Source organism: Actinoallomurus oryzae, from assembly GCF_039541955.1.
Classification (GTDB): domain Bacteria; phylum Actinomycetota; class Actinomycetes; order Streptosporangiales; family Streptosporangiaceae; genus Actinoallomurus; species Actinoallomurus oryzae.
This window is the reverse complement of the sequence record NZ_BAABHF010000030.1, coordinates 14,477-39,525: the sequence shown is the minus strand read 5'-3', so window position 1 is coordinate 39,525 and position 25,049 is coordinate 14,477. Positions and strand designations below refer to the sequence as shown.

General features: G+C 70.5%; 27 protein-coding genes. 20 read left to right on the top strand and 7 right to left on the bottom strand.

All coding sequences use genetic code 11. The features are described 5' to 3' along the window. The first annotated feature begins 382 nt into the window (after nucleotides 1–382). Nucleotides 383–1,756 carry a PQQ-binding-like beta-propeller repeat protein gene (locus tag ABEA10_RS27770; RefSeq protein WP_345468916.1) on the top strand — a complete coding sequence of 458 codons (1,374 nt, stop codon included), beginning with the start codon at nucleotides 383–385 and terminating at the stop codon, nucleotides 1,754–1,756. On the opposite strand, the gene ABEA10_RS27765 is transcribed toward ABEA10_RS27770, so the two are convergent. Next, nucleotides 1,753–2,721, bottom strand: a complete 969-nt coding sequence (locus ABEA10_RS27765; protein ID WP_345468914.1) for a zinc-binding dehydrogenase — start codon at nucleotides 2,719–2,721, stop codon at nucleotides 1,753–1,755. The genes ABEA10_RS27770 and ABEA10_RS27765 overlap by 4 nt on opposite strands. A 178-nt stretch (nucleotides 2,722–2,899) precedes the next feature. Next, the gene (locus ABEA10_RS27760; protein ID WP_345468913.1) at nucleotides 2,900–4,006 is read right to left on the bottom strand and encodes an NAD(P)-dependent malic enzyme; all 1,107 of its coding nucleotides are present in this window, start codon (nucleotides 4,004–4,006) and stop codon (nucleotides 2,900–2,902) included. Between the two features lie 436 nt (nucleotides 4,007–4,442). Between ABEA10_RS27760 and ABEA10_RS27755 the strand changes: the two genes are divergently transcribed. From ABEA10_RS27755 to ABEA10_RS27735, 5 genes are all read left to right on the top strand, one after another. Further along, the gene (locus ABEA10_RS27755) at nucleotides 4,443–5,297 is read left to right on the top strand and encodes an ABC transporter substrate-binding protein (protein ID WP_345468911.1); all 855 of its coding nucleotides are present in this window, start codon (nucleotides 4,443–4,445) and stop codon (nucleotides 5,295–5,297) included. A gap of 113 nt (nucleotides 5,298–5,410) precedes the next feature. Then, the gene (locus ABEA10_RS27750; RefSeq protein ID WP_329255728.1) at nucleotides 5,411–6,310 is read left to right on the top strand and encodes an ABC transporter substrate-binding protein; all 900 of its coding nucleotides are present in this window, start codon (nucleotides 5,411–5,413) and stop codon (nucleotides 6,308–6,310) included. Between the two features lie 7 nt (nucleotides 6,311–6,317). Next, nucleotides 6,318–7,268, top strand: a complete 951-nt coding sequence (locus ABEA10_RS27745) for an amino acid ABC transporter permease (protein ID WP_345468908.1) — start codon at nucleotides 6,318–6,320, stop codon at nucleotides 7,266–7,268. 80 nt (nucleotides 7,269–7,348) lie between these two features. Continuing rightward, the gene (locus tag ABEA10_RS27740) at nucleotides 7,349–8,101 is read left to right on the top strand and encodes an amino acid ABC transporter ATP-binding protein (protein ID WP_345468950.1); all 753 of its coding nucleotides are present in this window, start codon (nucleotides 7,349–7,351) and stop codon (nucleotides 8,099–8,101) included. A 370-nt stretch (nucleotides 8,102–8,471) separates the two neighbouring features. Next, nucleotides 8,472–9,029: a CGNR zinc finger domain-containing protein gene (locus ABEA10_RS27735; protein WP_345468906.1), complete on the top strand. Its 558-nt coding sequence runs from the start codon at nucleotides 8,472–8,474 to the stop codon at nucleotides 9,027–9,029. On the opposite strand, the gene sodX is transcribed toward ABEA10_RS27735, so the two are convergent. Next, nucleotides 8,990–9,301 (bottom strand): nickel-type superoxide dismutase maturation protease, encoded by a 312-nt coding sequence (gene sodX, locus ABEA10_RS27730; RefSeq protein ID WP_345468904.1) that lies wholly within the window; start codon nucleotides 9,299–9,301, stop codon nucleotides 8,990–8,992. The genes ABEA10_RS27735 and sodX overlap by 40 nt on opposite strands. 91 nt (nucleotides 9,302–9,392) lie before the next feature. Between sodX and sodN the strand changes: the two genes are divergently transcribed. The 3 genes from sodN to ABEA10_RS27715 all read left to right on the top strand — a co-directional run bounded on the left by sodN (nucleotide 9,393) and on the right by ABEA10_RS27715 (nucleotide 11,387). Continuing rightward, nucleotides 9,393–9,794, top strand: a complete 402-nt coding sequence (sodN, locus tag ABEA10_RS27725) for a superoxide dismutase, Ni (RefSeq protein ID WP_329255720.1) — start codon at nucleotides 9,393–9,395, stop codon at nucleotides 9,792–9,794. Nucleotides 9,795–10,102: 308 nt separating this feature from the next. Next, nucleotides 10,103–10,522: an ATP-binding protein gene (locus tag ABEA10_RS27720; RefSeq protein WP_285618314.1), complete on the top strand. Its 420-nt coding sequence runs from the start codon at nucleotides 10,103–10,105 to the stop codon at nucleotides 10,520–10,522. A gap of 106 nt (nucleotides 10,523–10,628) precedes the next feature. Continuing rightward, nucleotides 10,629–11,387, top strand: coding sequence for an RNA polymerase sigma factor SigF (locus ABEA10_RS27715; protein ID WP_345468949.1), 759 nt, complete (start codon nucleotides 10,629–10,631; stop codon nucleotides 11,385–11,387). A 177-nt stretch (nucleotides 11,388–11,564) separates the two neighbouring features. Here ABEA10_RS27715 and ABEA10_RS27710 read toward each other — a convergent pair whose 3' ends face one another. Further along, the gene (locus ABEA10_RS27710) at nucleotides 11,565–11,942 is read right to left on the bottom strand and encodes a hypothetical protein (protein ID WP_345468902.1); all 378 of its coding nucleotides are present in this window, start codon (nucleotides 11,940–11,942) and stop codon (nucleotides 11,565–11,567) included. 85 nt (nucleotides 11,943–12,027) lie between these two features. On the opposite strand from ABEA10_RS27710, the gene ABEA10_RS27705 reads away from it, so the two are divergent. Together ABEA10_RS27705 and ABEA10_RS27700 are read left to right on the top strand one after the other, a co-directional pair. Then, the gene (locus ABEA10_RS27705) at nucleotides 12,028–12,954 is read left to right on the top strand and encodes a diacylglycerol/lipid kinase family protein (RefSeq protein WP_345468901.1); all 927 of its coding nucleotides are present in this window, start codon (nucleotides 12,028–12,030) and stop codon (nucleotides 12,952–12,954) included. A gap of 252 nt (nucleotides 12,955–13,206) precedes the next feature. Beyond that, a complete protein-coding gene (locus ABEA10_RS27700; protein ID WP_285570288.1) occupies nucleotides 13,207–13,461 on the top strand; it encodes a WhiB family transcriptional regulator in 255 nt (84 codons plus the stop codon). A 455-nt stretch (nucleotides 13,462–13,916) separates the two neighbouring features. On the opposite strand, the gene ABEA10_RS27695 is transcribed toward ABEA10_RS27700, so the two are convergent. Beyond that, on the bottom strand, nucleotides 13,917–15,398 hold the full coding sequence (locus tag ABEA10_RS27695) for a sensor histidine kinase (RefSeq protein WP_345468900.1): 1,482 nt from the start codon (nucleotides 15,396–15,398) through the stop codon (nucleotides 13,917–13,919). Between the two features lie 39 nt (nucleotides 15,399–15,437). Between ABEA10_RS27695 and ABEA10_RS27690 the strand changes: the two genes are divergently transcribed. The 9 genes from ABEA10_RS27690 (at nucleotide 15,438) to bsaP (ending at nucleotide 23,145) form a co-directional block, all read left to right on the top strand. Continuing rightward, the gene (locus tag ABEA10_RS27690) at nucleotides 15,438–16,604 is read left to right on the top strand and encodes an 8-amino-7-oxononanoate synthase (protein ID WP_345468898.1); all 1,167 of its coding nucleotides are present in this window, start codon (nucleotides 15,438–15,440) and stop codon (nucleotides 16,602–16,604) included. A 15-nt stretch (nucleotides 16,605–16,619) separates the two neighbouring features. Continuing rightward, a complete protein-coding gene (locus tag ABEA10_RS27685; protein WP_329255710.1) occupies nucleotides 16,620–17,372 on the top strand; it encodes a GntR family transcriptional regulator in 753 nt (250 codons plus the stop codon). 214 nt (nucleotides 17,373–17,586) lie between these two features. Next, complete coding sequence (gene bioD, locus ABEA10_RS27680) at nucleotides 17,587–18,342, top strand: dethiobiotin synthase (protein ID WP_345468897.1); 756 nt, start codon at nucleotides 17,587–17,589, stop codon at nucleotides 18,340–18,342. Continuing rightward, nucleotides 18,339–19,358, top strand: a complete 1,020-nt coding sequence (gene bioB / locus ABEA10_RS27675; protein WP_345468896.1) for a biotin synthase BioB — start codon at nucleotides 18,339–18,341, stop codon at nucleotides 19,356–19,358. Before bioD ends, bioB begins: the two co-directional genes overlap by 4 nt. 49 nt (nucleotides 19,359–19,407) lie before the next feature. Beyond that, nucleotides 19,408–20,178 (top strand): hypothetical protein, encoded by a 771-nt coding sequence (locus ABEA10_RS27670; RefSeq protein WP_345468895.1) that lies wholly within the window; start codon nucleotides 19,408–19,410, stop codon nucleotides 20,176–20,178. Between the two features lie 118 nt (nucleotides 20,179–20,296). Then, nucleotides 20,297–20,542 (top strand): DUF3311 domain-containing protein, encoded by a 246-nt coding sequence (locus ABEA10_RS27665; protein ID WP_345468894.1) that lies wholly within the window; start codon nucleotides 20,297–20,299, stop codon nucleotides 20,540–20,542. Then, entirely contained in the window at nucleotides 20,543–22,162 is a 1,620-nt protein-coding gene (mctP, locus tag ABEA10_RS27660) for a monocarboxylate uptake permease MctP (protein ID WP_345468892.1), read from the top strand. A gap of 90 nt (nucleotides 22,163–22,252) precedes the next feature. Next, on the top strand, nucleotides 22,253–22,789 hold the full coding sequence (locus ABEA10_RS27655; protein ID WP_345468891.1) for a GNAT family N-acetyltransferase: 537 nt from the start codon (nucleotides 22,253–22,255) through the stop codon (nucleotides 22,787–22,789). A gap of 170 nt (nucleotides 22,790–22,959) precedes the next feature. Next, nucleotides 22,960–23,145: a biotin synthase auxiliary protein BsaP gene (gene bsaP, locus ABEA10_RS27650; protein ID WP_345468890.1), complete on the top strand. Its 186-nt coding sequence runs from the start codon at nucleotides 22,960–22,962 to the stop codon at nucleotides 23,143–23,145. Nucleotides 23,146–23,380: 235 nt separating this feature from the next. On the opposite strand, the gene ABEA10_RS27645 is transcribed toward bsaP, so the two are convergent. Then, nucleotides 23,381–23,593 (bottom strand): biotin/lipoyl-binding carrier protein, encoded by a 213-nt coding sequence (locus ABEA10_RS27645; protein WP_285570319.1) that lies wholly within the window; start codon nucleotides 23,591–23,593, stop codon nucleotides 23,381–23,383. 72 nt (nucleotides 23,594–23,665) lie between these two features. Continuing rightward, entirely contained in the window at nucleotides 23,666–24,994 is a 1,329-nt protein-coding gene (locus tag ABEA10_RS27640) for an acetyl-CoA carboxylase biotin carboxylase subunit (RefSeq protein ID WP_345468889.1), read from the bottom strand. Between the last annotated feature and the right edge of the window lie 55 nt (nucleotides 24,995–25,049).

Sequence of the window (25,049 nt, the reverse complement as noted above, 5' to 3'; positions counted from 1 at the left end):
GGCGTGTCATCGCGCCGGAACGCCCGGCGCGTTCCGCGCGTCAGAGTGAGCACTGCCACCCAGGCGGCCACCCGCCCCGTGTGTTGAGAGGCCTTCGCCCGTGATGTCACCCGAGCCGCAGCGTCCGGAAGAAGGCGGCCCTGACGGCCGCCGGCAGCCCCCTTCGTCGCCCTCGCCGGGATATGAGGCGACGCAGGCCTGGAGCCCGGCCGAGGAGGCGTCCGGCCCCCGCCGGGCGGGCGACGGTCCGGGCGCACAGCAGCCCGGTGGGTACGGCCCGGGTGCGGCCCAGAGTCCGTGGGGCCCTCCCCAGGGTCCGTGGGGACCTCAGCCGGGATCGTACGGACCCGGAGCCCAAGCACCGTACGGACCCGGCGCGAAGATGCCGTACGGGCCGGGCGGACCCGGCGGCCCTGCTCCCCGCGCGAAGAAGGGCGGAGCCGGGCGGCTCATCGCCGTGGTCATCGCCGTCGTCGTCGTGGTGGGCATCGGAGTCGGCGGCTACGCGGTCTTCGGCCGGGCCTCCGGCGGAACGGCCGCGTCGGGCGGGCCGCTGAAGGGCAAAGTGCTCTGGCAGAGCCAGGACGCGCCGCAGAACGCTCTCGGCCTCAGCTTCCTCGGCGGCTGGCACACCGCCGACCTGACCGTCACCGTCGCGCCGCGGGGGCTCGTCGCGTACGACGCCCGTACCGGGCGGCGACGCTGGCAGCTGCCCTCCCCACCGCTCCCCGCCGGCGGCGCGTCGCTCATCTGCGGCGTGAGCACGACGACCGCCGGCAACGTGGGCGTGATCGGGTTCGGCGCCGGCAGCGGCGGCACCGTCACCAAGTGCGAGGGATTCGCTCTGGTCGACCTCGCCACCGGCCGGACGCGCGGGCAGGGCACGCTGCAGTCCGGCACGAGCCTCGGCGACAACACCATGTCAGCCGAGGTCATCGCCGGCACCGCGGTGATCGAGTACGGCGGTAGCCTCACCGGCTACGACCTGTCCGGGCACCAGCGCTGGCGGCTCGGCCCGAAGGCGGCCGGCGGCGACTGTTTCGTCAACGACCTGCTGCCGGGCACGAACACCGCGACGGTGCTCTTCGACTGCCTCGGCTCGGACCACACCGTGACGGTCGCGCAGGTGTCGCCGGCCAACGGAACGATCGCCAAGAAGGCCCCCGTCACCATCCCCGCGAGCATGGATACCGCCACCTTCCGGCTGGTGTCCGCCCAGCCGGTCGTGCTGAGCGGCGGCCCGGTCGACAACGGCGCGCTCATCACACTCGACGACGCGTTCCAGGTCAGGGCGACCATCCCGCAGAAGGACGCCGCGGGAACCCTCGACCTGAGTCCCTACTCCGGCCTGGCGAGCCACATGCTCATCCACGCGGCCGTCTCCTCCGACACGCTCGTGGTGGAGACCAAGGAGACGGCCGTCAGCAGTCTGCGCGAGACGAACAAGATCGTCGCCTTCGACCTCGCGACCGGCCGCGAGCGCTGGGCGAAATCGCTCGGCGGGAAGGTGACCAGCGTGCCGGTGACGTTCGGCAAGGACGGGGTCATCGCGATGACGAACGGCACGTACGAAAACCCACCGCGGGTGTTCCGGCTCGCCGCCGCCGACGGCAAGGCGACGCCGATGGGCCCCGCGTACTCCCGCGACTTCATCCAGAAGCCCAGGACGAGCCGCCTGTACTGGGACGGCACCCGGCTCTTCGGCATCTCGCTGACGACCGTGACCGGCACCCCGAGCGTGTACGCCCTGGGCTAGGGCGTGAAGACGATCTTTCCGAAGAGGTCGCCCTCGGCCATCGCGGCGAAGCCGTCGCGGGCCTCGGACAGCGGCAGGACGCGGTCGATCTTCGGGCGTACGCCGGTGACGTCGAGGAAGCGGGCGAGCCGTACGAGCTGGTCGCGGGTGCCCATGGTCGAGCCCACCACCGAGAGCTGCAGGAAGAACACGCGGTTGAGCTCGGCCGGGGGCACCTGGCCGCTGGTCGCGCCGGAGACGACGATGCGGCCGCCGGGGCGCAGCGACTTCAGCGAGTGGCTCCACGTGGCCTCGCCGACCGTCTCGATGACCGCGTCCACGCGCTCGGGCAACCGGGCGCCGGTCTCGAACGCCTGGTCCGCGCCGAGCTGGAGCGCCCGCTCGCGCTTGTCGCCGCTGCGGCTCGTGGCCCACACGCGGTAGCCGGCCGCCGAACCCAGCGCGATCGCGGCCGTCGCGACGCCGCCGCCCGCGCCCTGCACGAGAATGGTCGATCCGGGCTCCAGCCCGGCCTTGCCGAACAGCATGCGGTACGCGGTCAGCCACGCGGTGGGCAGGCAGGCCGCCTCTTCGAACGACAGGGAGGCGGGCTTGGGCACGAGGTTGCGCCGGGGAACGGCGACCTTCTCGGCGAACGTCCCGTCGTAGGTCTCCGACAGCAGCGACCGTTTCGGGTCGAGCGTCTCATCTCCCCCGCCGCGCTCCGGGTCGCCGATCACCGAGTGGACGATCACCTCGTTGCCGTCCTCGTCGACCCCGGCCGCGTCGCAGCCGAGAATGATCGGCAACCGGTCCTCTCGTATTCCGACGCCGCGGAGCGTCCAGACGTCGTGGTGGTTGAGCGCGGTGGCCTTGACGGTCACGGTCGTCCAGCCCTCGGGCACCGTGGGCTCGGGGCGCTCCCCGTGCTCCAGACCGTTCAGCGGGTTGTCGGCATCGATGCGTGCTGCGGTGACGGCGAACATGATCCGCACTGTAGTTCACGACCCCCCGGCCGCCGCGCCCTACCCAAGGGGGTGTCGGTACCGCAATCCGCGGAGCCTCGCGAAGTCCCGGCCGCGGTGATGAACTCGCATCCGTGCTCCATCGAAACACGGTCCGTACTCTCGAATCGGAGTACGGACCGTGTCCAGTGCCGGACGGCTACAGGCGGGCGACGCCCTCCGCGCGGGCCTGGTCGGCGACCGCCTTGGTCACCGCGGGGGCCACGCGCTCGTCGAACGGGCTCGGGATGATGAAGTCCTCCGCCAGCTCGTCGCCGACCACGTCCGCCAGGGCGGTGGCGGCCGCCAGCTTCATGCCCTCGGTGATCGAGTGGGCCCGTACGTCGAGGGCGCCGCGGAACACTCCCGGGAAGGCCAGCACGTTGTTGATCTGGTTCGGGAAGTCGCTCCGCCCGGTGGCGACGACACGCGCGTGGCGGCGGGCGACCTCCGGGTGGATCTCCGGGTCGGGGTTGGACAGGGCGAACACGATGGCGTCGTCGGCCATCGCGTCCACGCAGTCCTCGCGGATGGTGCCGCCGGAAAGCCCGATGAAGACGTCGGCGCCGACCAAGGCGTCTTCGGTGGAGCCCTTGAGCTGCGCGCGGTTGGTGTCGCGGGCGAGCTTCTGCTTGATCGGGTTGAGGCCGTCGCGGCCGTCGTAGATGAGCCCCTTGCTGTCGGAGACGGCGATGTCGCCGATGCCGGCCTCCAGCAGGATCCGGGTGACGGCGACGCCGGAGGCGCCGGCTCCGGCCACGACGGCGCGCATCGACGACAGCGGCTTGCCGGTCAGGCGGGAGGCGTTGCGCAGCGCGGCGAGCGCCACGATCGCGGTGCCGTGCTGGTCGTCGTGGAAGACCGGGATGTCGAGCGCGGCCCGCAGGCGGTCCTCGATCTCGAAGCAGCGCGGCGCGCTGATGTCCTCCAGGTTGATGCCGCCGAAGCTCGGCGCGAGCCGGATCACCGTCTCGACGAGGTCGTCGGCGTCGGTGCAGTCGAGGCAGATCGGCACGGAGTCCACCCCGCCGAACTCCTTGAACAGCAGCGACTTGCCCTCCATCACGGGCATGGCCGCGGCGGGGCCGATGTCGCCGAGGCCGAGTACGGCGGTGCCGTCGGTGACGACGGCCACGACTTTGGAGACCCAGGTGTAGTCGTGCACGAGGTCGGGTTCGTCGGCGATCGCCGTACAGACGCGGGCGACGCCGGGCGTGTAGGCGAGTGAGAGATCGTCCCGGTCGCGGACCGAAACGGTCGAGCGCACCTCGAGCTTGCCTCCTCGGTGCAGCGCGAAGGCCGGATCGGCGTCGTAGTCACGCTCGGATTGATCAGGCTTGGGTTGGTCAGGCTTAGGTTGATCGGGCTTGGCAGCCACAGCGACCCCTGCTATTTCGTGACAAATACGGGCAGACATCCTTGTCATCCCTGGGTCAACGGGCGGCGCGGACGTCTCTCGGTGTACGGGGGTCACCCGTTCACCGATTGAACCACATCACCCGGCGAACCCCAGGCGGGGGACCGTACCACCCCCGAACACGGCGGCGCGCCGTGCCATTGGGACCCGTCCGTAAAGGGTTTATGCCATTGTTGGTCCCGCTTAGAGCGTGCCCGTCACACATGCCACCTAAGCCCCTTACCTGTACGCGCCCAACCTCCGCCCCCAGGAGAACGCTCTGTTTGCCCGGCCCATCGTCCGCCGCGTGGCCGCGGCGGCCTTCATCGCCCTGCTCGGAGTCCCCGCCACCGGCGCCTGCCGGAACACCTCGACCGGCGCCCTCGGCAGAATCCAGCGGGCGGGAAGAATCCTCATCGCCACGGACGCCCTTTATCCGCCGAACGAATTCAAGCGCGGTGACCAGATCGTGGGGTTCGACGTCGATCTCGGCAACGCCCTCGCCCGCAAGCTCGGCGTGCGGGCGGAGTTCCAGGACGTGCGGTTCGACACCATCCTGCAGGCCCTCGACGAGGGCAAGTACGACATCAGCCTCTCCTCCTTCACCGACACGCGCGAGCGCGAGAGCAGGTTCGACTTCGTCACCTACTTCTCGGCGGGCACGATGCTCCTGGTCCCCAAGGGCAACCCGCGGCGTCTGCGGCCCGACGGCCTGTCCCTGTGCGGCAAGAAGATCGCGGTGGAGAAGGGCACCACCCAGGAGGAGGAGCTCTCCCGCAAGGACGCGACCCGGCCCGGCACCGGCACGCGGATCGACGCCTGCCGCAGCGCCGGCCGGCCGGCCCCGATCCGGCTGTCCTACGACGACCAGGTGGCCGCCAATGAGGCCCTCGCGAAGGGCCGGGCCGACGCCTCTCTCACCGACTCGCCTTCGGCGGTCTACGGGGCGAAGGAGTCGGGCGGCCGGCTCCAGTGCGCCGGCTCCCCGTACCGGACCGGCCTGTACGGCGTCGCGGTGCCCAAGCGCTCGAGCGACCTGCGCGACGCGATCTTCAAGGCGATGAAGACGCTGATGTCCGACGGCACCTACCGGCGGCTGACCACGCAGTGGGGCCTGACCTCGGGCGCGGTGCCCGATACGCGGATCAACGCCGCCGAGTAGCCGTTGCGTGATTGTTTCAAGCCAGTAATCCCACTTGAGGCAGGGTTACGCCAAGATGTCCCCCATTGATCTGGCCATCATGGGACATCTTCCCCCCACTGAAGGAGGACGCCGTGCACACCGGTCCTCTGCGCAGCCGCGGCACCGCGTTGGGCATCACAGTCATCGCAGGCGCCCTCGCGCTGTCCGCGTGTAACGCCAAGACCACCACGCCGGGCAAGAAGAGCGCGCTCGACACGATCAAGAAGAACGGCAAGATCGTCATCGCCACGGACGCGTCGTACGCGCCCAACGAGTTCAAGCAGAACGGGCAGATCGTCGGCTTCGACATCGACCTGGGCGGCGCGATCGCCAAGAAGCTCGGCGTCCAGGCGGAGTTCCAGGACGTCAAGTTCGACAACATCCTCCCCGCGCTGCAGAGCAAGAAGTACGACATCAGCCTGTCGTCCTTCACCGACAACAAGCAGCGGGAGCAGAGCTTCGACTTCGTGACCTACTTCACCGCGGGCACCGGCCTGATGGTGAAGGCGGGCAACCCGCTGAAGCTCTCGCCGGACGACCTGTCGCTGTGCGGCAAGAAGATCGCGGTGGAGAAGGGCACCACGCAGGAGGACGAGCTGACGCCCAAGTCGAGCGCCAAGCCCGACGCCGGCGCCCGCGTGGACAAGTGCAAGCAGGGCGGCAAGCCGGCTCCGGTGAAGGTCTCCCTCGACGACCAGAACGCCGCGAACCTGGCGCTCGGCAACGGACGCGCCGACGCCGTGCTCGCCGACTCCCCCGTCGCCGCGTACGCGGCCAAGGAGTCGAACGGCAAGTTCGTCATCGCGGGCAAGGCCTACGACACCGCGCCGTACGGCATCGCGATCCCCAAGAACGAGAACGAGCTGCGGGACGCGATCCAGAAGGCGGTCAAGGACCTGATCACCGATGGCACGTACAAGCAGTTGACCGACAAGTGGGGCATCTCCGACGGTGGCATCACCGACCCCAAGGTCAACGGCGCCGCCTCCTGAGGACACCGTGACTGACATCGACACCACGGAACCGGTACGGCCTGAGACGATCAAGGCCGTGCCGGTCCGGCATCCGGGCAGGTGGGTCAGCGCGGTGATCGTGCTGGTACTCGCCGCGATGCTCGTCCACATGCTGTTCACCAACCCGAATCTGGACTGGTCGACGTTCGGGAAGTACTTCTTCGACGGCGGCATCCTCAAGGGCCTGGTGGCGACACTCGAGCTGACCGTGATCGCCATGGCCATCGGCATCGTCGGTGGCGTGATCCTCGCGTTGATGCGGCTGTCGGCCAACCCGATGCTGTCCTCGGCGGCGTGGCTGTACATCTGGTTCTTCCGCGGCACGCCGGTGCTGGTCCAGCTGATCTTCTGGTTCAACATCAAGGCCCTGTTCGGCGACATCTCGCTCGGCATCCCGTTCGGGCCGATGTTCATCACCTGGGACGTCAACAGCCTGGTCACCACGTTCGTCGCGGCGATCCTGGGCCTCGGCCTGAACGAGGCGGCGTACATGTCGGAGATCGTCCGGGCCGGCATCCTGTCCGTCGACGAGGGCCAGACCGAGGCCGCGCAGGCCCTCGGCATGCGGCGGCTGAAGGTGATGCGGCGGATCGTGCTGCCCCAGGCGATGCGCGTGATCATCCCGCCGACCGGCAACGAGACCATCTCGATGCTGAAGACCACGTCGCTGGCCTCTACCGTGGCCTTCACCGAGCTGCTGAAGGCCGGCGAGGACATCTTCAACGCCAACTACCGGACCATTCCCCTGCTGATCGTGGTGAGCGTCTGGTACATCATCGTGACCTCGGTGCTGTCGGTCGGGCAGTACTACCTGGAGCGGTACTTCGGCCGGGGCTCCTCCCGCGAGCTGCCCCCGACCCCGCTGCAACGGCTGCGGCGCAACCTCACGACGTTCCACGTCACACCCCCGCGGGTGCCGGAGAGGGGGACCTCATGACCGAGCCACAGGACAGCGTCGGTTTCGGCTCCGGCTCCGGTTCCCCTTCCGGCTCCGGCTCCGGCTCCGGCTCCGGGCCGATGGTCCGGGCGGAGGGCGTGCACAAGTTCTTCGGGCGGCTGCACGTGCTGCGCGGCATCGATCTGGAGGTCGAGCCCGGGGAGGTCATGTGCGTCATCGGCCCCTCGGGTTCGGGCAAGTCGACCTTCCTGCGCTGCATCAACCACCTGGAGAAGATCGACTCCGGCCGGCTCTGGGTGGACGGCGATCTCGTGGGCTACCGCCAGCGCGGCGAGAAACTGCACGAGATGCGCGAGAGGGAGGTCGCGGCGCAACGGCGGGACATCGGCATGGTGTTCCAGCGCTTCAACCTGTTCCCGCACATGACCGCGCTGGAGAACATCATGGAGGCGCCGGTCCAGGTCAGGGGCGAGTCGAAGGCCGCCGTACGCGAGCGGGCGATGGATCTGCTCGACCGCGTCGGCCTGTCGGAGAAGGTCGCCAGCTACCCCTCGCAGCTGTCCGGCGGGCAGCAGCAGCGGGTCGCGATCGCGCGGGCGCTGGCCATGGAGCCGAAGCTGATGCTGTTCGACGAGCCGACCAGCGCCCTCGACCCCGAACTGGTCGGGGACGTGCTCGACGTCATGCGGCAACTCGCCGTGGACGGCATGACGATGGTCGTGGTGACCCATGAGATGGGCTTCGCCCGCGAGGTCGGCGACTCTCTCGTGTTCATGGACGCCGGCGCGATCGTCGAGCAGGGCCGCCCCCGCGACGTGCTGACCGATCCCCAGCACCAGCGCACGCAGGACTTCCTGTCCAAGGTCCTCTGAGAGGGTGGCGGCGGAGTTATCCACAATCCGCCGCCACCACCTCCCAGCGGCGAGACGTCCGCTGGACAATGGAAGTGGGGTGGCCCCCCGGGCCGGGCGGGGACCATGCCGGGCGGGGACCATGCCAGGCGGGGACCATGCCAGGCGGGGACCATGCCAGGCGGGGACCATGCACACCATCCCGGGCGCGGGCCATGCCGAGCCCGGGGACCATGCCGGGCAGGCGGCGTCTGCTGCGGCCGAGCGAAAGACGCGCAATATCGCGGGGCAAATACGCCGTTACCCGGCAAGTCGGGCTTCCTCTCGGGGGCGGCGTGGAGTGTAATAGCCGGACAGCACCACAGCCTCTGCCTCGTGGTAGGAGCGGCCCGTGGACCTCGCGTCGTACGCCGACCTGGCGGTCCGGCTGGTGAACACCGAGACGCCCGAAGGTGACCGCCTGGGCGATCTCGACGCGCTCCGGGAGCTGCTCACGGCCGGCCCGCACCTGTCCGGCCGGGTCGGCAAGCCCGACCTCGAGGCGATGGTGCAGCTGCGGGCGGACCTCCGCGCGATCTTCGAGTCGGTGACCGCGGGCGACGAGGACACCGCGGCCGAGGGCCTCAACTCCCTGCTGCTCCAGCACCCGGTGCATCCCCAGGTCTCCGCCCACGACGGGCAGCGCTGGCACCTGCACATCACCGAGGGCGGTTCGGTGCCCGACCGGTACGCCGCCGGGGCGGCGATGGGCCTGGCGGTCTACATCTCCGCCGAGGGGCTCGACCGGCTCGCGGTCTGTCAGGCGACGCCGTGCCGCAACGTCTTCATCGACACGTCGTCGAACCGGTCCCGCCGCTACTGCTCCGACGAGTGTGCCGGACGCGCCGAGTCCGGCGTGCGCGCGCTCTCTCAGGGCGGGCCGAGCCGCAGCGACGGCCTCGGCCAGTAGCGCAGCACGACCCGCCCGACGATCAGCCCGTCGGGCACCGCGCCGAAGTCCCAGCTGTCCTGACGCCCCGCCGCGCGCTGGTTGTCGCTCTCGAGCCACCAGCCGTCCGCCTCGCGCCGTACGGCCCGCTTGACGATCAGCAGATCCCGGCGGGGATGGCGCGCGACAACGACGCTGCCAGGGACGATGCGCGCGCCGGAGCGTACGAGCAGCCAGTCTCCGGGACGCAGCGCGGGCAGCATCGATTCGCCCGTCACTTCGACCGCTCGCATGATGATGAACCTCTCCGCTCGGGGGTAGGGGGCCAGGAGTAGTGTCTTCAATCGCAGCACGCTCTACGAGAGACAACGGAAGGACACGCAGGTGCTTGCACGATTTCTGCGCCCCAAGACCACGGTGTCCGCACACTGTGACCTGCCCTGCGGCATCTACGACCCGGCTCAGGCCCGGATCGAGGCCGAGTCGGTCAAGGCGATCGTCGAGAAGTACGAGTCCAACGAGGACCCGGTCTTCCGCGCTCGCGCGCTGATCATCAAGGAGCAGCGCTCCGAGCTGGTCAAGCACCACCTCTGGGTCCTGTGGACCGACTACTTCAAGCCTCCGCACTTCGAGAAGTACCCGCAGCTCCACCAGCTGTTCAACGAGGCCACCAAGCTGGCCGGTGCGTCCGGCACCAAGGGCGGCGTCGACAAGGCGAAGGCGGACGAGCTCCTCGCGAAGATCGACGAGATCAGCAAGATCTTCTGGGAGACCAAGAACGCCTGAGAACCCCCGTTCGTAGCGAACCGGGTACACGGTTCCCGAGCGATCTTCGAGTTCGTCCACGGCGAGGACCGCCCGCGGGTCATCCGCGGGCACGGTCCTCGCCGTGTCCGTTTCAAGCTTGGTAACTGGAAGAATCCGCCGGTCAGCGCGCGTTTCCGCTCATAAGGGCAGGACTCCAGCGACCCGCCGGCGGACTCCCGCCGCGCAGTGGAAAGATCCCTTGGGGATATGAAGGCGCGCCGGACGCGCGAGTAGGTACGCGCAGGCGGTAGTTTCAAGGAAGCGGGAAGCCCCAACTAGGGAGTGACGTGACCGAGGAAACCGCAGCCATGCCGGCCAGTCTTTCTGATGTCCGTGATGTGGTGACAGTGCGGCTGCCGGCTGACAGCGCCTATCTGTCCGTGCTGCGCACAGCGACGGCCGGGCTGGCGGCGCGTCTCGACTTCAACCTTGACGAGATCGAGGACCTGCGCATCGCGATCGACGAGGCGTGCGCGATGCTCCTCGCTCAGGCGGTTCCCGGCACCGACCTGACGTGTGAGTTCGAGCTGACCGACGATGCGATGAGCATCGGGGTGTCGGTGCTCACCGTCGACGGCCGGCAGCCGAGCCGTGACACGTTCGCGTGGACCGTCCTGAGCTCGCTCGCCGGCGATGTCGACGCGGAGGTCGGCGCCGACGACCGGGTGACGATCGTCCTGCAGAAACGGCGCGGGCAGACGACGTGACCAGAGTCCAAGCGGCACAGCACCGCCCGTTCGGCCGTGAGTCCGAGCCGCGAGGCGAGGTGCTTCCGTGACCGAGAAGACGACCGTGGCGGGCAACGAACACAGCGTGCCGGACCGCGCGCGGGCACGCACGCTGTTCGAACGCCTCTCCACACTTCCCGAGGGCGACCCGGAGCGCCAGCGCATCCGCGACGAGCTGGTCGAGCTGCACCTTCCGCTCGTCGAATACCTCGCGCGCCGGTTCCGCAACCGCGGCGAGTGGCTCGACGACCTGATCCAGGTGGCGACGATCGGGCTGATCAAGTCCATCGACCGCTTCGATCTCGAACGCGGAGTGGAGTTCTCCACGTACGCGACGCCGACGATCGTCGGTGAGATCAAGCGTCACTTCCGCGACAAGGGATGGGCGGTCCGCGTCCCCCGGCGGCTCCAGGAGCTCAAGCTGTCGCTGACCAAGGCGATCAGCGACCTCGCCCAGCGCGAGGGCCGCGCGCCGACCGTCAGCGAGCTGGCCGAGCACCTGCAGATGAGCGAGGAAGAGGTGCTGGAGGGGCTGGAGTCGGCCAACGCCTACTCCACGGTCTCCCTGGACGCCCCCGACTCGGGCGACGAGGACGCGCCGGCGGTCGCCGACTCGCTCGGCATCGTCGACGACGCCCTCGAGGGCGTCGAATACCGCGAGTCGCTCAAGCCGCTGCTGGAAAAGCTGCCCGCACGCGAGAAGCGCATCCTGCTGCTGCGGTTCTTCGGCAACATGACGCAGTCGCAGATCGCGGCCGAGCTGGGCATCTCGCAGATGCACGTGTCCCGGCTGCTGGCCCGCACCCTCGCCCAGCTGCGGGACGGCCTCACCGCCGACGACTGAGACAAGACGACTGAGCGAAACCGCCCGGGAGCCCTCCACGAGGGTCCCGGGCAGTTTCTTGTCACGCCTGGCAGAGGTCGCCCACTCGAGGGCCCCGTGCCCCGCTCGGTCGGGTCGGGGACCGCCAGGGCGCGTCTCAAGGCCCCGCTGTCCTACTGCGCGGCGTCCAGACGCGCCCTAGTCCTCGTCGAGGGCCCGCGTGGTCGGCGGGCTCAGCAGCGCCGCACTGGCGGCGACGGCCACCACGATGAAGACGCCGCCGATGATCTGCCGGCTGCTCTGGATCATCGAGATCCCGGCGATCACCGCGAAGATCTGGGTGAGCAGGGCGGGCGCGCGTCCCCAGCGTCGCACCTGCCACAGCCCGCGGCCGACCGCGACGAGGCCGACGCCGGCCGCGATCGCCATGAGGGCGAGGACGATCGCGCTGGCCAGGTCGTTCGGGCTGCCGACGATCGCCTCGATCCCGACGTACAGGCCGACGGCCGCCACGGCGACCCCCTCGACGGCCTCGATGGCCGCCGCCGTGCTCAGAGTGATGGGACGTGTGGACACAGCCCCGAACACTATCCGGATCAACGGCGTCCGGTGACCGAGGGTGGCGATCGGCGCAACTCGCGTGGAAGCTACCCTTTTGCACGTGCGTGCACTTCTCATCGCCAATCCCAAGGCGACGACCACGTCCCGGCGGGCCCGTGACGTGCTGATGCGCGCGTTCGCCGGTGAGGTACGCCTCGAGCTCGCCGAGACCCAGCGGCGCGGTCACGCCACCGAACTCGCCGCGCAGGCGGCCGGTGAAGGGTACGACGTGGTGATCGCGCTCGGCGGCGACGGCACGGTGAACGAGGCGGTCAACGGCCTGCTCTCCGGCGGCCCCGCCCCGGACGGGCCCGCCCTCGCGATCGTGCCGACCGGCAGCGCCAACGTGTTCGCCCGCGCGCTCGGCATGCAGAACAACCCGCTCGACGCCGCGGGTCAGGTGCTGGAGGCGCTGCGCGCCGGCCGCAGCCGTACGGTCGGGCTCGGCCAGGCCGGCAGCCGCTACTTCACCTTCTGTGCGGGCCTGGGGCTGGACGCCGAGGTGGTGCACGCGGTCGAGAAGCTGCGCGACTCCGGGTCACGCGCCTACTCCACGCTCTACGCGCGCACCGCGCTGCGCCAGTACTTCGTGCTGACGGACCGTCGCCGGCCGGCGCTCACGCTGGAGGCGCCGTCCAAGCCGCCGCTCGGCCACATCTTCATCGGGATCGTCTCCAACACCGCGCCCTGGACGTACGCCGGACGGTGGCCGATCGACCCGAACCCGCGGGCGAGCTTCGCCACCGGGCTGGACCTGTTCGCGCTGCGCAGGTTCGACCTGCTGTCGACGCTGGGGGTGCTGGCCCAGATAGTGCCGCCGTTCAACCGGCTCCCGCGGGGCGGTCACATCCTCGGACTGCATGATCTTTCCGAGTTCACGCTGCGGTCCCGGCGGCCCATCGCGTTCCAGGTCGACGGCGACTATCTGGGGCAGCGGGAGTTTGTAACGTTCCGCTCTGTACCGAAGGCTGTGCGTGTTGTGATCTGAGGTGACCTGTCTGATGTGTGTTTCGATCGTGTGACACATCCGACAGCCATACTTTGAGAAAACTTTCTCAAAGGCCTTGCGCCCCTCCGGACGCCCTGCGAATCTCTAAAGAGGCGCGAGACATGGGAGAACACCTCGAGCGCGCCACGACAACTTCCCCGGGCCATGCCACCGCACCCGGTTGTTCGTTACATCGTGAAACCGTTCACAAGTGGAGTCATGGCTTCACGCTCGATTGAAGGAGTGGACCGCATGGACTGGCGCCACCGCGCTGCCTGCCGTGACGAGGACCCCGAGCTGTTCTTCCCGATCGGCAACACCGGCCCCGCACTCGTGCAGATCGAAGAAGCCAAGCAGGTGTGCCGCCGCTGCCCCGTCACCGAGTCGTGCCTGCAGTGGGCCCTCAACTCCGGCCAGGACGCCGGCGTGTGGGGAGCGATGAGTGAGGACGAACGCCGCGCGCTGAAGCGCCGCCGCGCCCGCGCCCGTGCGCGCGCCCACGCCTGAGCCTCGCCCCAAGACACGTTCCACCTGCCGTCGATCCCTCCGGCACCGCGCCTCCGACGTGGACTCGCGGTCTGCCGATCCAAGCGCCCGTGGCCCGACCACGGGCGCTGCGCTTTTCCGCCCTGGTCCGGACGAGCCGCGGACGAGCCTTCCGGCCCCGGCACGGACGGCCCGTTCCGCCCCGCCGCGGATGAACTCTCAGGTCTCGGCACAAGCAGACCTTCCCGGCGCGAACGGCCGACGGCCTGGGACCGGCGCCGGGCGCATGTCCCCACGGCGTGCGCTTTCCGGCCGATGACGATCGATGCCTCCCAAACCCGTCGTCTTCCCGAAGGTAACTTCCCCCGCGGCCGTCCTCTCACGCCTCAGAAATCGCCGTAATCCGTCGCGCCGCGGGGCGGCGGATCCGGGCAGTCTCTCACCACCCGTCCGCGGGGTCCGGGGCGGCCTCCCCCTCAGCCCGTCCGCGGCGTCTGCGCGAGCGGGATGTCGAGGGCCACCTCCGTGCCGCCCCCATCGCGTCGGCGCAGCTCCAGGATCCCGCCCAGCTCCCCCACGATCAGCGTCCGGACGATCTGCAGCCCCAGACTCGCCGCCGACTCGACGTCGAAGCCGTCCGGCAGGCCCTTCCCGTTGTCGGCCACCACCACGCCCAGGCGCTCGCCGCTGCGGGTCACCAGGACCTCCAGCAGGCCGGAGTTGTCGGTCAGCCCGTGTTCGAGGGCGTTCTGCAGCAGCTCGGTCAGGACCATGGCGAGCGGTGTCGCGATCGCCGCCGGCAGGACGCCGAAGCCGCCGACCCGCTTCGGCCGTACCCGGGTCTCCGGCGAGGACACCTCACCCGCCATCGCCATCACCCGGTCGGCGATGTCGTCGAAGTCGATCAGCTCCTCCGGCGTGTGCGACAGCGTCTCGTGCACGATCGCGATGGAGCCGACGCGGCGTACCGCCTCCTCCAGGGCGTCCCTGCCCTCCGGCACCTGGAGCCGGCGGGCCTGCAGGCGCAGCAGCGCGGCGACCGTCTGCAGGTTGTTCTTCACCCGGTGGTGGATCTCGCGGATCGTCGCGTCCTTGGTCATCAGCTCCCGGTCGCGCCACCGCAGCTCGGTGACGTCGCGCAGCAGCACGAGCGCGCCCGTACGGTGACCGTCGACGATCAGCGGGATGGCGCGGAGCTGGACGATCGCGCCGTTCGCCTCGACCTCGGTCTCCCGGGCCGCGCGGCCCCCGGCCACCAGGGCCAGGGAGTCGTCGACCGGCGCGGTGCCGAGGCGGGCGGTCGTCTCCGCCAGGTTCGTTCCCGCCACGTCGGTGGCCAGCCCCAGCCGCCGGTACGCCGACTGGGCGTTCGGGCTGGCGTACAGGACCCGCCCCTGACGGTCGATGCGCAGCAGCCCGTCGCCCACGCGCGGCGAGCGGGCGAGGTTGGGCTCCTGCTCCGGAAACGGGAACCGCCCATCGTTGATCATTTTGGCCAGGTCGCTGGCGCTCTGCAGATAGGTCAGCTCGAGGCGGCTCGGCGTACGGGCGGAGCTGAGGTTCGTGCTGCGCTGGATGACGCCGAGGATCCGCTCGCCCCGGCGTACGGGGATGGACTCCTCGCGCACGGGGACGCCGCTCCCCCACTCGGGGTCGCCTTCGCGGCAGATGCGGCCCTCGCGGTAGGCGATGTCGACCAGCGTGCGTTCGCCGCGGCCGGTCACCATGCCGACGAGGTCCTCGGGGTAGGCCGTCGGACCGGTCGTCGGGCGGATCTGGGCCACCGCCACCCAGCTTCCGTCCTCGCCGCGCTCGGCCGTCAGCGGCAGCCAGAGGACGAGGTCGGCGAAGGACAGGTCGGCGAGCAACTGCCAGTCCGACACCAGCGAGTGGATCCACTCCATGTCATCGGCGCCGAGGTCGGTGTGCTTTTTGATCAGGTCGCTCAACGTGGGCACGTCTGCATCATCGCAGGTGGTCCTGGCATGATTCGGCGGGTGGATCCTCTCGAGCGGCTGACGGCCGCGACACGGGAGCGCACGGCCGCCGGGCTGCGCCGTACGCTGCGACCCCGTACGCCCGCCCCGGTCCTGCTCGACCTGGCCTCCAACGACTATCTCGGGCTCTCCGGCGACCCGCGGCTGGCCGAGGGCGCGATCGAGGCGGTCCGCACCTGGGGCACCGGATCGACCGGTTCACGGCTGGTCACGGGCACCACCGAGCTGCACGCGGCGCTCGAGGAGCGGCTCGCCGGGTTCGTCGGGGCGCCGTCCGCGCTCGTGTTCTCCTCCGGCTATCTCGCCAACCTCGCCGCGGTCACCGCGCTGCGGCCGGGCCTGATCGTCTCCGACCGGGGCAACCACGCCTCGCTGATCGACGGCTGCCGCCTCGCCCGGTGCCCGGTCGTGGTCACGCCGCACGGCGACGTCGCCGCCGTGGACGCCGCCCTCGACGGGGCGCGCGACGCCGTCGTGGTGACCGACGCGGTCTTCTCCGTGGACGGCGACCTCGCCCCGCTCCGCGAGCTGCACGCGGTCGTACGCCACCACGGCGCGCTGCTGGTGGTCGACGAGGCGCACGCGCTCGGGGTGGTCGGCCCGGGCGGGCGGGGCGCGACGTACGCGGCGGGGCTCGCGGGCGAGCCGGACGTGATCGTCACGGTCACCCTGTCCAAGTCGCTGGGCTCGCAGGGCGGCGCCGTGCTCGGCGCGCCCGAGGTGATCGAGACGCTCGTCGACACGGCGCGTTCGTTCGTCTTCGACACTGGGCTCGCCCCGGCGTCGGCGGGCGCGGCCGCCGCGGCCCTCGGCGTGCTCGCCGCCGAACCGGAGCTGGCCGCCCGCGCCCGCGACCGCGCCCACCGCCTCGCCGCCGCGGCGGACGCGCTCGGCCTGGAGACGGCCACGCCCGCCGCGGCGGTCGTCCCGGTCGTCCTCGGCGACCCGGACCGCGCCGTACACGCCGCGGAGATCTGCGCCGAGCACGGCGTGAAAGTGGGCTGTTTCCGCCCGCCGTCGGTGCCGCGAGGGCGGGCGTGCCTGCGCCTGACCGGCCGTGCGACCCTGGAGGAGGCAGAACTCACAAAGGTCACGGGAGCTCTGACTGGTGTCAGAGAGCTGATCGGCCCGTACTCTGCTCGTAACGCCGACCCGACGCGGCGGTGAACATGAGGAGAGCATGTGACGGCTGAGCGGGCACCAGAGCTGGGGGTGGAACCTCGCGTTCCCAAGTACTACCGGTTGAAGAAGCACCTGGTCGAGCTGACCGAGGCACTCGCACCCGGTAGTCCGCTGCCGCCTGAGCGGAGCCTGGCGGAAAAGTACGGCACGTCGCGCACGACGGTCCGGCAGGCCTTGGCGGAGCTGGTGATCGAGGGGCGCCTGCAGCGCATCCAGGGCAAGGGCACGTTCGTCGCCAAGCCCAAGGTCGCCCAGGAGCTGCAGCTCGTCAGCTACACCGAGGACATGCGCCACCACGGCCTGAACCCGGAGACGCGCATCCTCGACATCGGCTACGTGACCGCCGACGAACGCTTCGCGCGCCTCCTCGGCATCCGCCCCGGCGGCCGCGCCCTGCGCATCCACCGCCTCCGCCTGGCCGACGGCGAGCCGATGTCGATCGACACGTCGCTGCTCCCGGCCCGCCGCTTCCCGGGCCTGCGCAAGGAACTCCCCCGCCACGACTCGCTGTACGAGACGCTGGCCACGGCGTACGACGTGCACCTGGCCGAGGCGGAGGAGACCATCGAGACCGTCCTGGCGACCCCGGACGACGCGAGCCTGCTGAGCGTCGACGTCGGGCTGCCCCTCCTCCTGCTCTCCCGCCACGCCTTCGACACGGCCGGCGAACCGGTCGAGTGGGCCCAGTCCCTGTACCGCGGCGACCGCTACAAGTTCATCACCCGCCTCCGCCGCCGCCACGAGACCCCCTGACACCTTCGCCGCCGATCTGGGTACGCCGATCCGCCACAATCCGAACCTGACCCGGGCTCGGCGCCTACCTGCGCTTCGAGTCGTGGAAGTTCGGTGAGGCGATCCGGCTGCCGGAGCCGTTCGGCATCGAGATCGGCACCGATCGCTGGACGTCCTGGGACGGGTGACGGGTCGTTACGGACGGCCCGGTACATGACTCGCTAGAGTCGCCCGGGTGAGTGTGCTCGTCGTCACCGGGACCGACACCGGGGTGGGAAAGACCGTGACCACGGCCGCGGTCGCGGCGCTCGCACGGGCGCGCGGGTGGTCCGTGGCGGTCGTCAAGCCGGCGCAGACCGGCGTGCGGCCCGGGATGCCCGGCGATCTGGACGAGGTACGCCGGCTGGCCGGCATCACCGACCTGCACGAGTTCGCGCGGTACGCCGCGGCTCTCGCCCCGGCCGCCGCCGCGCGGCTCGCCGGGCTGCCGCCGCCGGATCTGGCGAGCTGCGCGGAGCGGATCAAGGCGCTCGACCGCGACCTGGTGATCGTCGAAGGGGCGGGCGGGCTGCTCGTACGGTACGACGACGACGGCGCCACGCTCGCCGACCTGGCGCACTCCCTCGGGGCCGCCGTGCTCGTCACCGTACGGCCGGGGCTGGGCACGCTCAACCACACGGCGCTGACGCTGGAGGCCATGGCCGGGCGCGGGATCGACCTGGCCGGCATCGTGATCGGGGCCTGGCCGCGCCGGCCCCTGCTGGACGACCTGTGCAACGTGCGTGACCTGGAGACCGTCGCGGCGCGCCCGCTGTCCGGCGTGCTGCCCGAGCGGGCCGGGCGCCTCGACGGACCGGAGTTCCTGCTCGCCGCCCGTGCCGGCCTCGCGCCGCAGCTCGGCGGAGTGTTCGACCCGGCGGTGTTCCGAGAGGACTGCCGTGCCCGTGCGCAGACGTACGGGGAACTGACCCCACGAGAGGAAGAATCGTGAGCGAGATCGCTCCGACGTCTCAGAACGACATCCTCGCGGTCGCGCGCACCCAGGTGCTGGAGCGGGGCGAGGGGCTCGGTGAGCGGCAGATCCACGAGTGCCTGACACTGCCCGACGACCGGCTGGAGGACCTGCTCGCGCTCGCGCACGAGGTGCGCATGAAGTGGTGCGGCCCGGAGGTCGAGGTCGAGGGCATCATCTCGGTCAAGACCGGCGGCTGCCCGGAGGACTGCCACTTCTGCTCCCAGTCGGGCCAGTTCGCCTCCCCCGTACGCGCCGCGTGGCTCGACATCCCCTCGCTCGTACGGGCCGCCAAGGAGACCGCCGCGACGGGCGCCACCGAGTTCTGCATCGTCGCCGCCGTACGCGGGCCGGACGAACGGCTGATGGGCCAGGTGCGCGAGGGCGTCGAGGCGATCAACAAGGAGGTGGACATCAACATCGCGTGCTCCCTCGGCATGCTGACCCAGGAGCAGGTCGACGAGCTGGCCGCGATGGGCGTGCACCGCTACAACCACAACCTCGAGGCGCCGAAGTCCCACTTCGCCAAGGTCGTGACCACCCACACGTGGGAGGAGCGCTGGCGGACCTGTGAAATGGTGCGCGCGGCCGGCATGGAGCTGTGCTGCGGCGGCATCGTCGGGATGGGCGAGACGGTCGAGCAGCGGGCCGAGTTCGCCGCGCAGCTCGGCGAGCTGGAGCCCGACGAGGTGCCGCTCAACTTCCTCAATCCGCGCCCCGGCACGCCGTTCGCCGACTACCCGCTGGTCGAGGGCGCCGAGGCGCTGAAGACCATCGCGGCCTTCCGGCTGGCGCTGCCACGAACGATCCTGCGGTACGCGGGCGGGCGCGAGCTGACGCTCGGCGACCTGGGCACCAGGTCGGGCATGCTCGGCGGCATCAACGCGATCATCGTCGGTAACTACCTCACCACCCTGGGTCGTCCGACCGGCAGTGACCTGGAGATGCTGGACGAGTTGAAAATGCCGATCAAGGCACTGTCACAAACGCTCTAGAACCGTCCGGCGCCCACTACCGTCGGAGTTCGGACGGGAGGTGGTCACGATGAAGACGGCGGTCGTGATGGTGCTCGGCGGCGTCGCGCTGCTCGTTTCGGGGTGCGCCGGAGACTCGCAGGCCCAGGTCGGCGGCTCATCGTCCGCGAGGCCCGGTTCGTCGTCCCCGAGCCTCGGCTCGGCGGACGCCCTCGTGCTGCGCACGAAGACCACAGGAGGCATCGCCGGCCTGGGCGGGCCCGGCACCATGCCGGACTTCTCCCTGTACGGCGACGGGCGCGCGATCACCGGCGGCGGGCACCCGACCGAGTACCACCTCACGCCGCAGGCGCTGCGCCGGCTGGTCTCCGACGCGTCCGAGGCCGGGCTCGCCAGGTCGCGGACGGTCGACGACCGGAACATCGCCGACGCGACCTACAAGGTGATCACCTTCGTCACCGGAGGCCGGCCGCACACCACCAAGATCATCCAGGAGGGCCGGCACGCCGGCGACCCGGCCGCGCGGTTCCTGACCCGGCTCGTCCCGTCCTCCTGGCCGCGTGGGGACCAGAGCGCCGACCCGCGGCCGTACCGGCCGTCGCGCGTCGCCGTGCTGGCGGTGACCGCGCCCGCGGGCGAGGGCGCCGCGCCCAAGTGGCCGTTCAAGCCGCTGAGAACGGGCACCCAGGTCGGTGGCCGCACCTGCACGGTCCTCACCGGGCGCGACGCCGCGTCGGTCCAGCGCCTGGCCGGACGGCCGGCCTGGCGCGACCGCGGCCAGACGTACCGGGTGGCCGTCCGCCCGCTGCTCCCCGACGAGCACGACTGCACCGCACTCTGACGGGCCGTCCTTCGCTCCGGCCGGCAGCGCCCGCCGAGGACCCGCGGCCGTTACCCCGTCGTGACCGACCGCGTTCAGAGTGGCCCGCAGCGAAGCATGGTTTCGAAAGGGCCTCCGCATGTCTGATCCGCGTTCGACCAGACCCGCCGTACGCGTCGTGGTCGCGGTCCTGCTGATCGCGCCGTTCGTCGTCTATCTCGCCGTCCCGAGCTATGCCAAGGTCGAGCCGCGGCTCGCCGGATTCCCGTTCTTCTACTGGTGGCAACTCCTCTGGGTGATCCTCACCGCGGTGTTCATCGGCATCGCGTACCTGCTCACCCGCCGCGCCCGGCCCCCGCGCCCCGCCGAGGAGGAGGACGAGTAGATGAACGACGTCAACGGTGTCGAGCTGACCGTCTTCCTCATCTTCTTCGCCCTGGTCACCGTGATGGGCTTCCTCGCGGCGCGCTGGCGGCGGGGGCAGACGATCATGCACCTGGACGAGTGGGGGCTGGGCGGGCGCCGCTTCGGCACGTTCACCACCTGGTTCCTGCTCGGCGGCGACCTGTACACCGCCTACACGTTCATCGCGGTGCCCGCGGCCGTCTTCGCGAGCGGCGCGATGGGGTTCTGGGCCCTGCCGTACGCGGCGATCGCCTACCCGATCGTGTTCCTCATCGGCCCGCGTCTCTGGTCGGTGTCACACGTACACGGCTACGTCACGACCGCCGACTTCGTACGCGGGCGGTTCGGCTCGCGGTCGCTCGGCCTGGCCGTCGCGGTCACCGGGATCCTGGCGATGATGCCCTACATCGCGCTGCAGCTCGTCGGCATCCAGGCCGTGCTCACCGTCATGGGCGTGACGGGCTCCGGGCTCGCCAAGGACGTGCCGCTGCTCATCGCGTTCGCGCTCCTGGCCGCGTACACCTTCACCTCGGGCCTGCGCGCGCCGGCGCTGATCGCGTTCGTGAAGGACTCGCTGATCTACCTCGTGATCATCGTGGCGATCATCTACATCCCCACGAAGCTGGGCGGCTGGGGGCACATCTTCGACAGCGCCCAGAGCAGCCTGGCCAAGCCCAACCCGGCGACCGGCAAGCCGAACGGCTCGCTCGTCACCGGCGACATGACCCACTGGGCGTACGGCACGCTCGCGCTGGGGTCGGCGCTGGCCCTGTTCATCTATCCGCACACGGTCACCGGGGCGCTGGCGTCCGGGCGCCGTAACGTGATCAAACGCAACGCGGCACTGCTCCCGGCGTACTCGCTGCTGCTCGGGCTCCTGGCCCTGCTCGGCTACATGGCGCTGGCCCGGCCCGACGTCGCCGCCGCGGTCAAGGCCGCCAAGAACCCGCAGCTCGCCGTGCCGACGCTGTTCGACCACATGTTCCCGGGCTGGTTCGCCGGGGTGGCCTTCGCCGCGATCGGCGTGGGCGCCCTCGTGCCGGCGGCGATCATGTCGATCGCGGCGTCGAACCTGTTCACCCGCAACGTCTACACGGCGTTCTTCCGGCCGGCCGCGACGGCCGCCGAGGAGACCCGCGTCTCGCAGTTCGTGTCGCTCCTGATCAAGATCGGCGCGCTCGTCTTCGTGCTGGCCTTCGACAAGACCCTGTCGATCAACCTGCAGCTCCTGGGCGGCATCTGGATCGTGCAGACGTTCCCGGCGCTGGGCCTGGGGCTCTACACCCGGTGGTTCCACCGGTGGGCGCTGCTGGCCGGCTGGGCGGTCGCGATGGTGTACGGCACGGTGACCGCCTACGACCAGCACTCACCGACGCAGAAGCACTTCGCCCAGTCCACCGCGGACATCCCGTTCCTCGGCCACCCCGGCTACATCGCCCTGACCGCCTTCGTCATCAACATGGTCGTCGTGGTCGTGCTCACGGTGATCTTGCGGGCGGCCGGCGTACCGGACGGAACGGACGAGACCCGGCCCGATGACTACACCGCCGACGCCGACGACCCCGGCGTACGAGACCTGCCCGAGCTCGTCACCGACTGATCGTCTCGGACCGGCATGTTCCGTGGGATCGGCCCCCCGGTGACCGGACTGGGGGACCGATCCCTCTTTGTGGTGGTCTAGGCTCTGACCGTGAGCGAGGAGACTCGGCCACCGGACCAGCCCGCGCCCGCGCACCCTCCCGGCGTCGAGATCCGGTTGGCGCGGCCGGACGAGCTCGCCCGGATCGGCGAGCTGACGGCCGCGATCTATGTCGCGGCGGGCTACATCAGCCCGAACAGCGGCTACATCCTGCGGCTGCGCGACGCGGCCTCCCGCGCCCGCGAGGCCGAACTGCTCGTGGCCACGCACGAGGGCGAGCCGACGGGCACGGTGACCTACTGCCGGCACGGCAGCCCCTGGGCTCAGCTGACGGTGCCGGGCGAGGCGGAGTTCCGGATGCTGGCCGTCGTACCGGCCTCACGCGGGCTGGGACTCGGCGAGGCACTCGTCCGCCACTGCATCGCCCGCGCCCGCGAGGACGGATGCCGAGCCATACGGCTGTCCACCGAGCCGATGATGCACGCCGCGCACCGGATCTACCGGCGGCTGGGTTTCACACGAACGCCAGAGCGCGACTGGCAGCCCCAGCCCGGCGTGGACCTTCTGACATACGCGTTGGCACTCTGAACCCCTCACCGGCGCTCTGACTCGCTCCTGGAGCACCCACCGCACCGCGACGGGAACTCTCCGCACCCCTCACCAGCGCCCTGACTCTGGAGCACGCAGCGCACCGCGACGGAAGTTCTCCGGGCCTGTCGCCGGTGCCGTGGGTCGCTTCTGGACTACGCTGCTGCACCGTGACGGCGACCTACTGCGACCACTGCGGAGACCCGCTCACCGGCGGTGACCATGGAGGGTGTCGCGTGGCGCGGACGATGGAGCCTCCGCGTTACTGCCCCGAATGCCGCCGCCGCATGGTCGTCCAGGTGACGCCCGGCGGCTGGACCGCCGACTGCAGCAGGCACGGCAGGCTCACGGGCTGAGAAGCCGCCCGTGACCCGATACCCGTAGCCACGGCGTGCCTACGGGCCGAAAGACCACCCGGGGCTCGAACCCCTGCCGAGCGGCGCCCAGGAAACGCCTCGCCGTCTCGTCGATCGCCCGGGGGCCGAAACCAGGCCGACTGCCCGCCGTCCTGCGACGCGCCCCCTGGCCCGCCGTTCGCGGCGGGCGGGGGCTCGGGGCAGTCGTCAAGCCGGGGTCCGGCGGCCTTCGTGGCTACTCGATGACGGCGATCAGATCGCCTTCTTGAATGACATCGCCCTCGGCGACCTTGAGGCTGGCGACCGTGCCGGAGTCCTCGGCGATGACCGGGATCTCCATCTTCATGGACTCCAGGATGACGAGAGTGTCGCCGTCCTCCACGGTGTCGCCCTCGTTGACAACGACCTTCCAGACGTTCGCCACCATTTCCGCGCGCACCTCAGCCAACGCGGCTCCTTCCCTCAGACGCCGGCGCCTGCCGGACGCTCTTGCCGATCCAATTGTGCGACGAGTCCTTGATCATGCGCGCATGCGGTCCACCAGTCCGGTGTCGTAGTCGCCCGAGAGGAACTCGGGGTTGGCCAGCAGCTCGGTGAAGAACGGAAGGTTGGTCTTGGGGCCCTCGACGCGGAACGCCTCGACCGCCTCCCGTGCCGTGGCGAGGGCCTGGGCCCGGTCGGCGCCGTAGACGCACAGCTTGGCGAGGAGCGGGTCGTAGAACGGGGTGACCTTGTTGCCCGCCTGGTAGCCGGCGTCGACCCGGATGACGTCGCCGGACGGCTCCTCCCACACCGTGATGTCGCCGGGGCTGGGCAGGAACCGCTTGGGGTCCTCGGCGTAGACGCGGAACTCGATCGCGTGCCCGCGCGGCTCGACGTCGGTGAAGGTGACCGGCTCGCCCGCGGCGACGAGGAGCTGCTGCTCGACCAGGTCGATGCCGGTGACCAGCTCGGTGACCGGGTGCTCGACCTGGAGCCGGGTGTTCATCTCCAGGAAGACGAAATCCTGCGCCACCGGGTCGACCAGGCACTCGACCGTGCCGGCGCCGCGGTAGCCGACCGCCTCGCCCGCGCGTACGGCGGCGGCGAGCATGCGGGACCGCAGCTCGGCACCGACGCCGGTGGACGGGGTCTCCTCCACGACCTTCTGGTGCCGGCGCTGCACCGAACAGTCGCGTTCGCCGAGGGCCACCACCGTGCCGTCGGCGAGGCCCAGGATCTGGATCTCCACGTGCCGGGCCCGCTCGATGAAGCGCTCCAGCAGGATGTCGGGGTTGCCGAAGAACCGCTCGGCGCGCGTGCGGGCCGTCTCGAAGGCCTTGCGCAGCTCGTCCTCGTCGTAGGCGACGCTCATGCCGATGCCACCGCCGCCGCCGGACGCCTTGACCATGACGGGGTAGCCGATGCCCGCGGCGACGGCCGCGTCGGCGTCGGGGACGGGCTCGTGCGTGCCGGCCGCGACCGGGACTCCCGCCTTCTCCATGAGGTTACGGGCGTTGATCTTGTCGCCCATGGCCTCGATCGCCTCCGCGGGCGGGCCGATCCAGGTCAGCCCCTCCTCGGCGACCCGGCGGGCGAACGCGGCGTTCTCCGACAGGAAGCCGTAGCCCGGGTGGATGGCGCGAGCGTTGGTGCGCCGCGCGGCCTCCATCACGGCGTCGGTGTCGAGGTAACTCTTGGCGGGCTGCGCCGGGCCGATCAGGACCGCCTCGTCGGCCTCGGCGACGTACGGCAGATCGGCGTCGGCCTCGGAGTAGACGGCGATCGCCTTGACTCCGAGGGCACGCACGGTGCGGATCACCCGACGGGCGATCTCCCCGCGATTGGCCACCAGTACCGACTCGAACACCGCTCCTCCTCAATTCGTCAGCGCAGGCAGAATAACCACGCATGGGCCGGCCGAG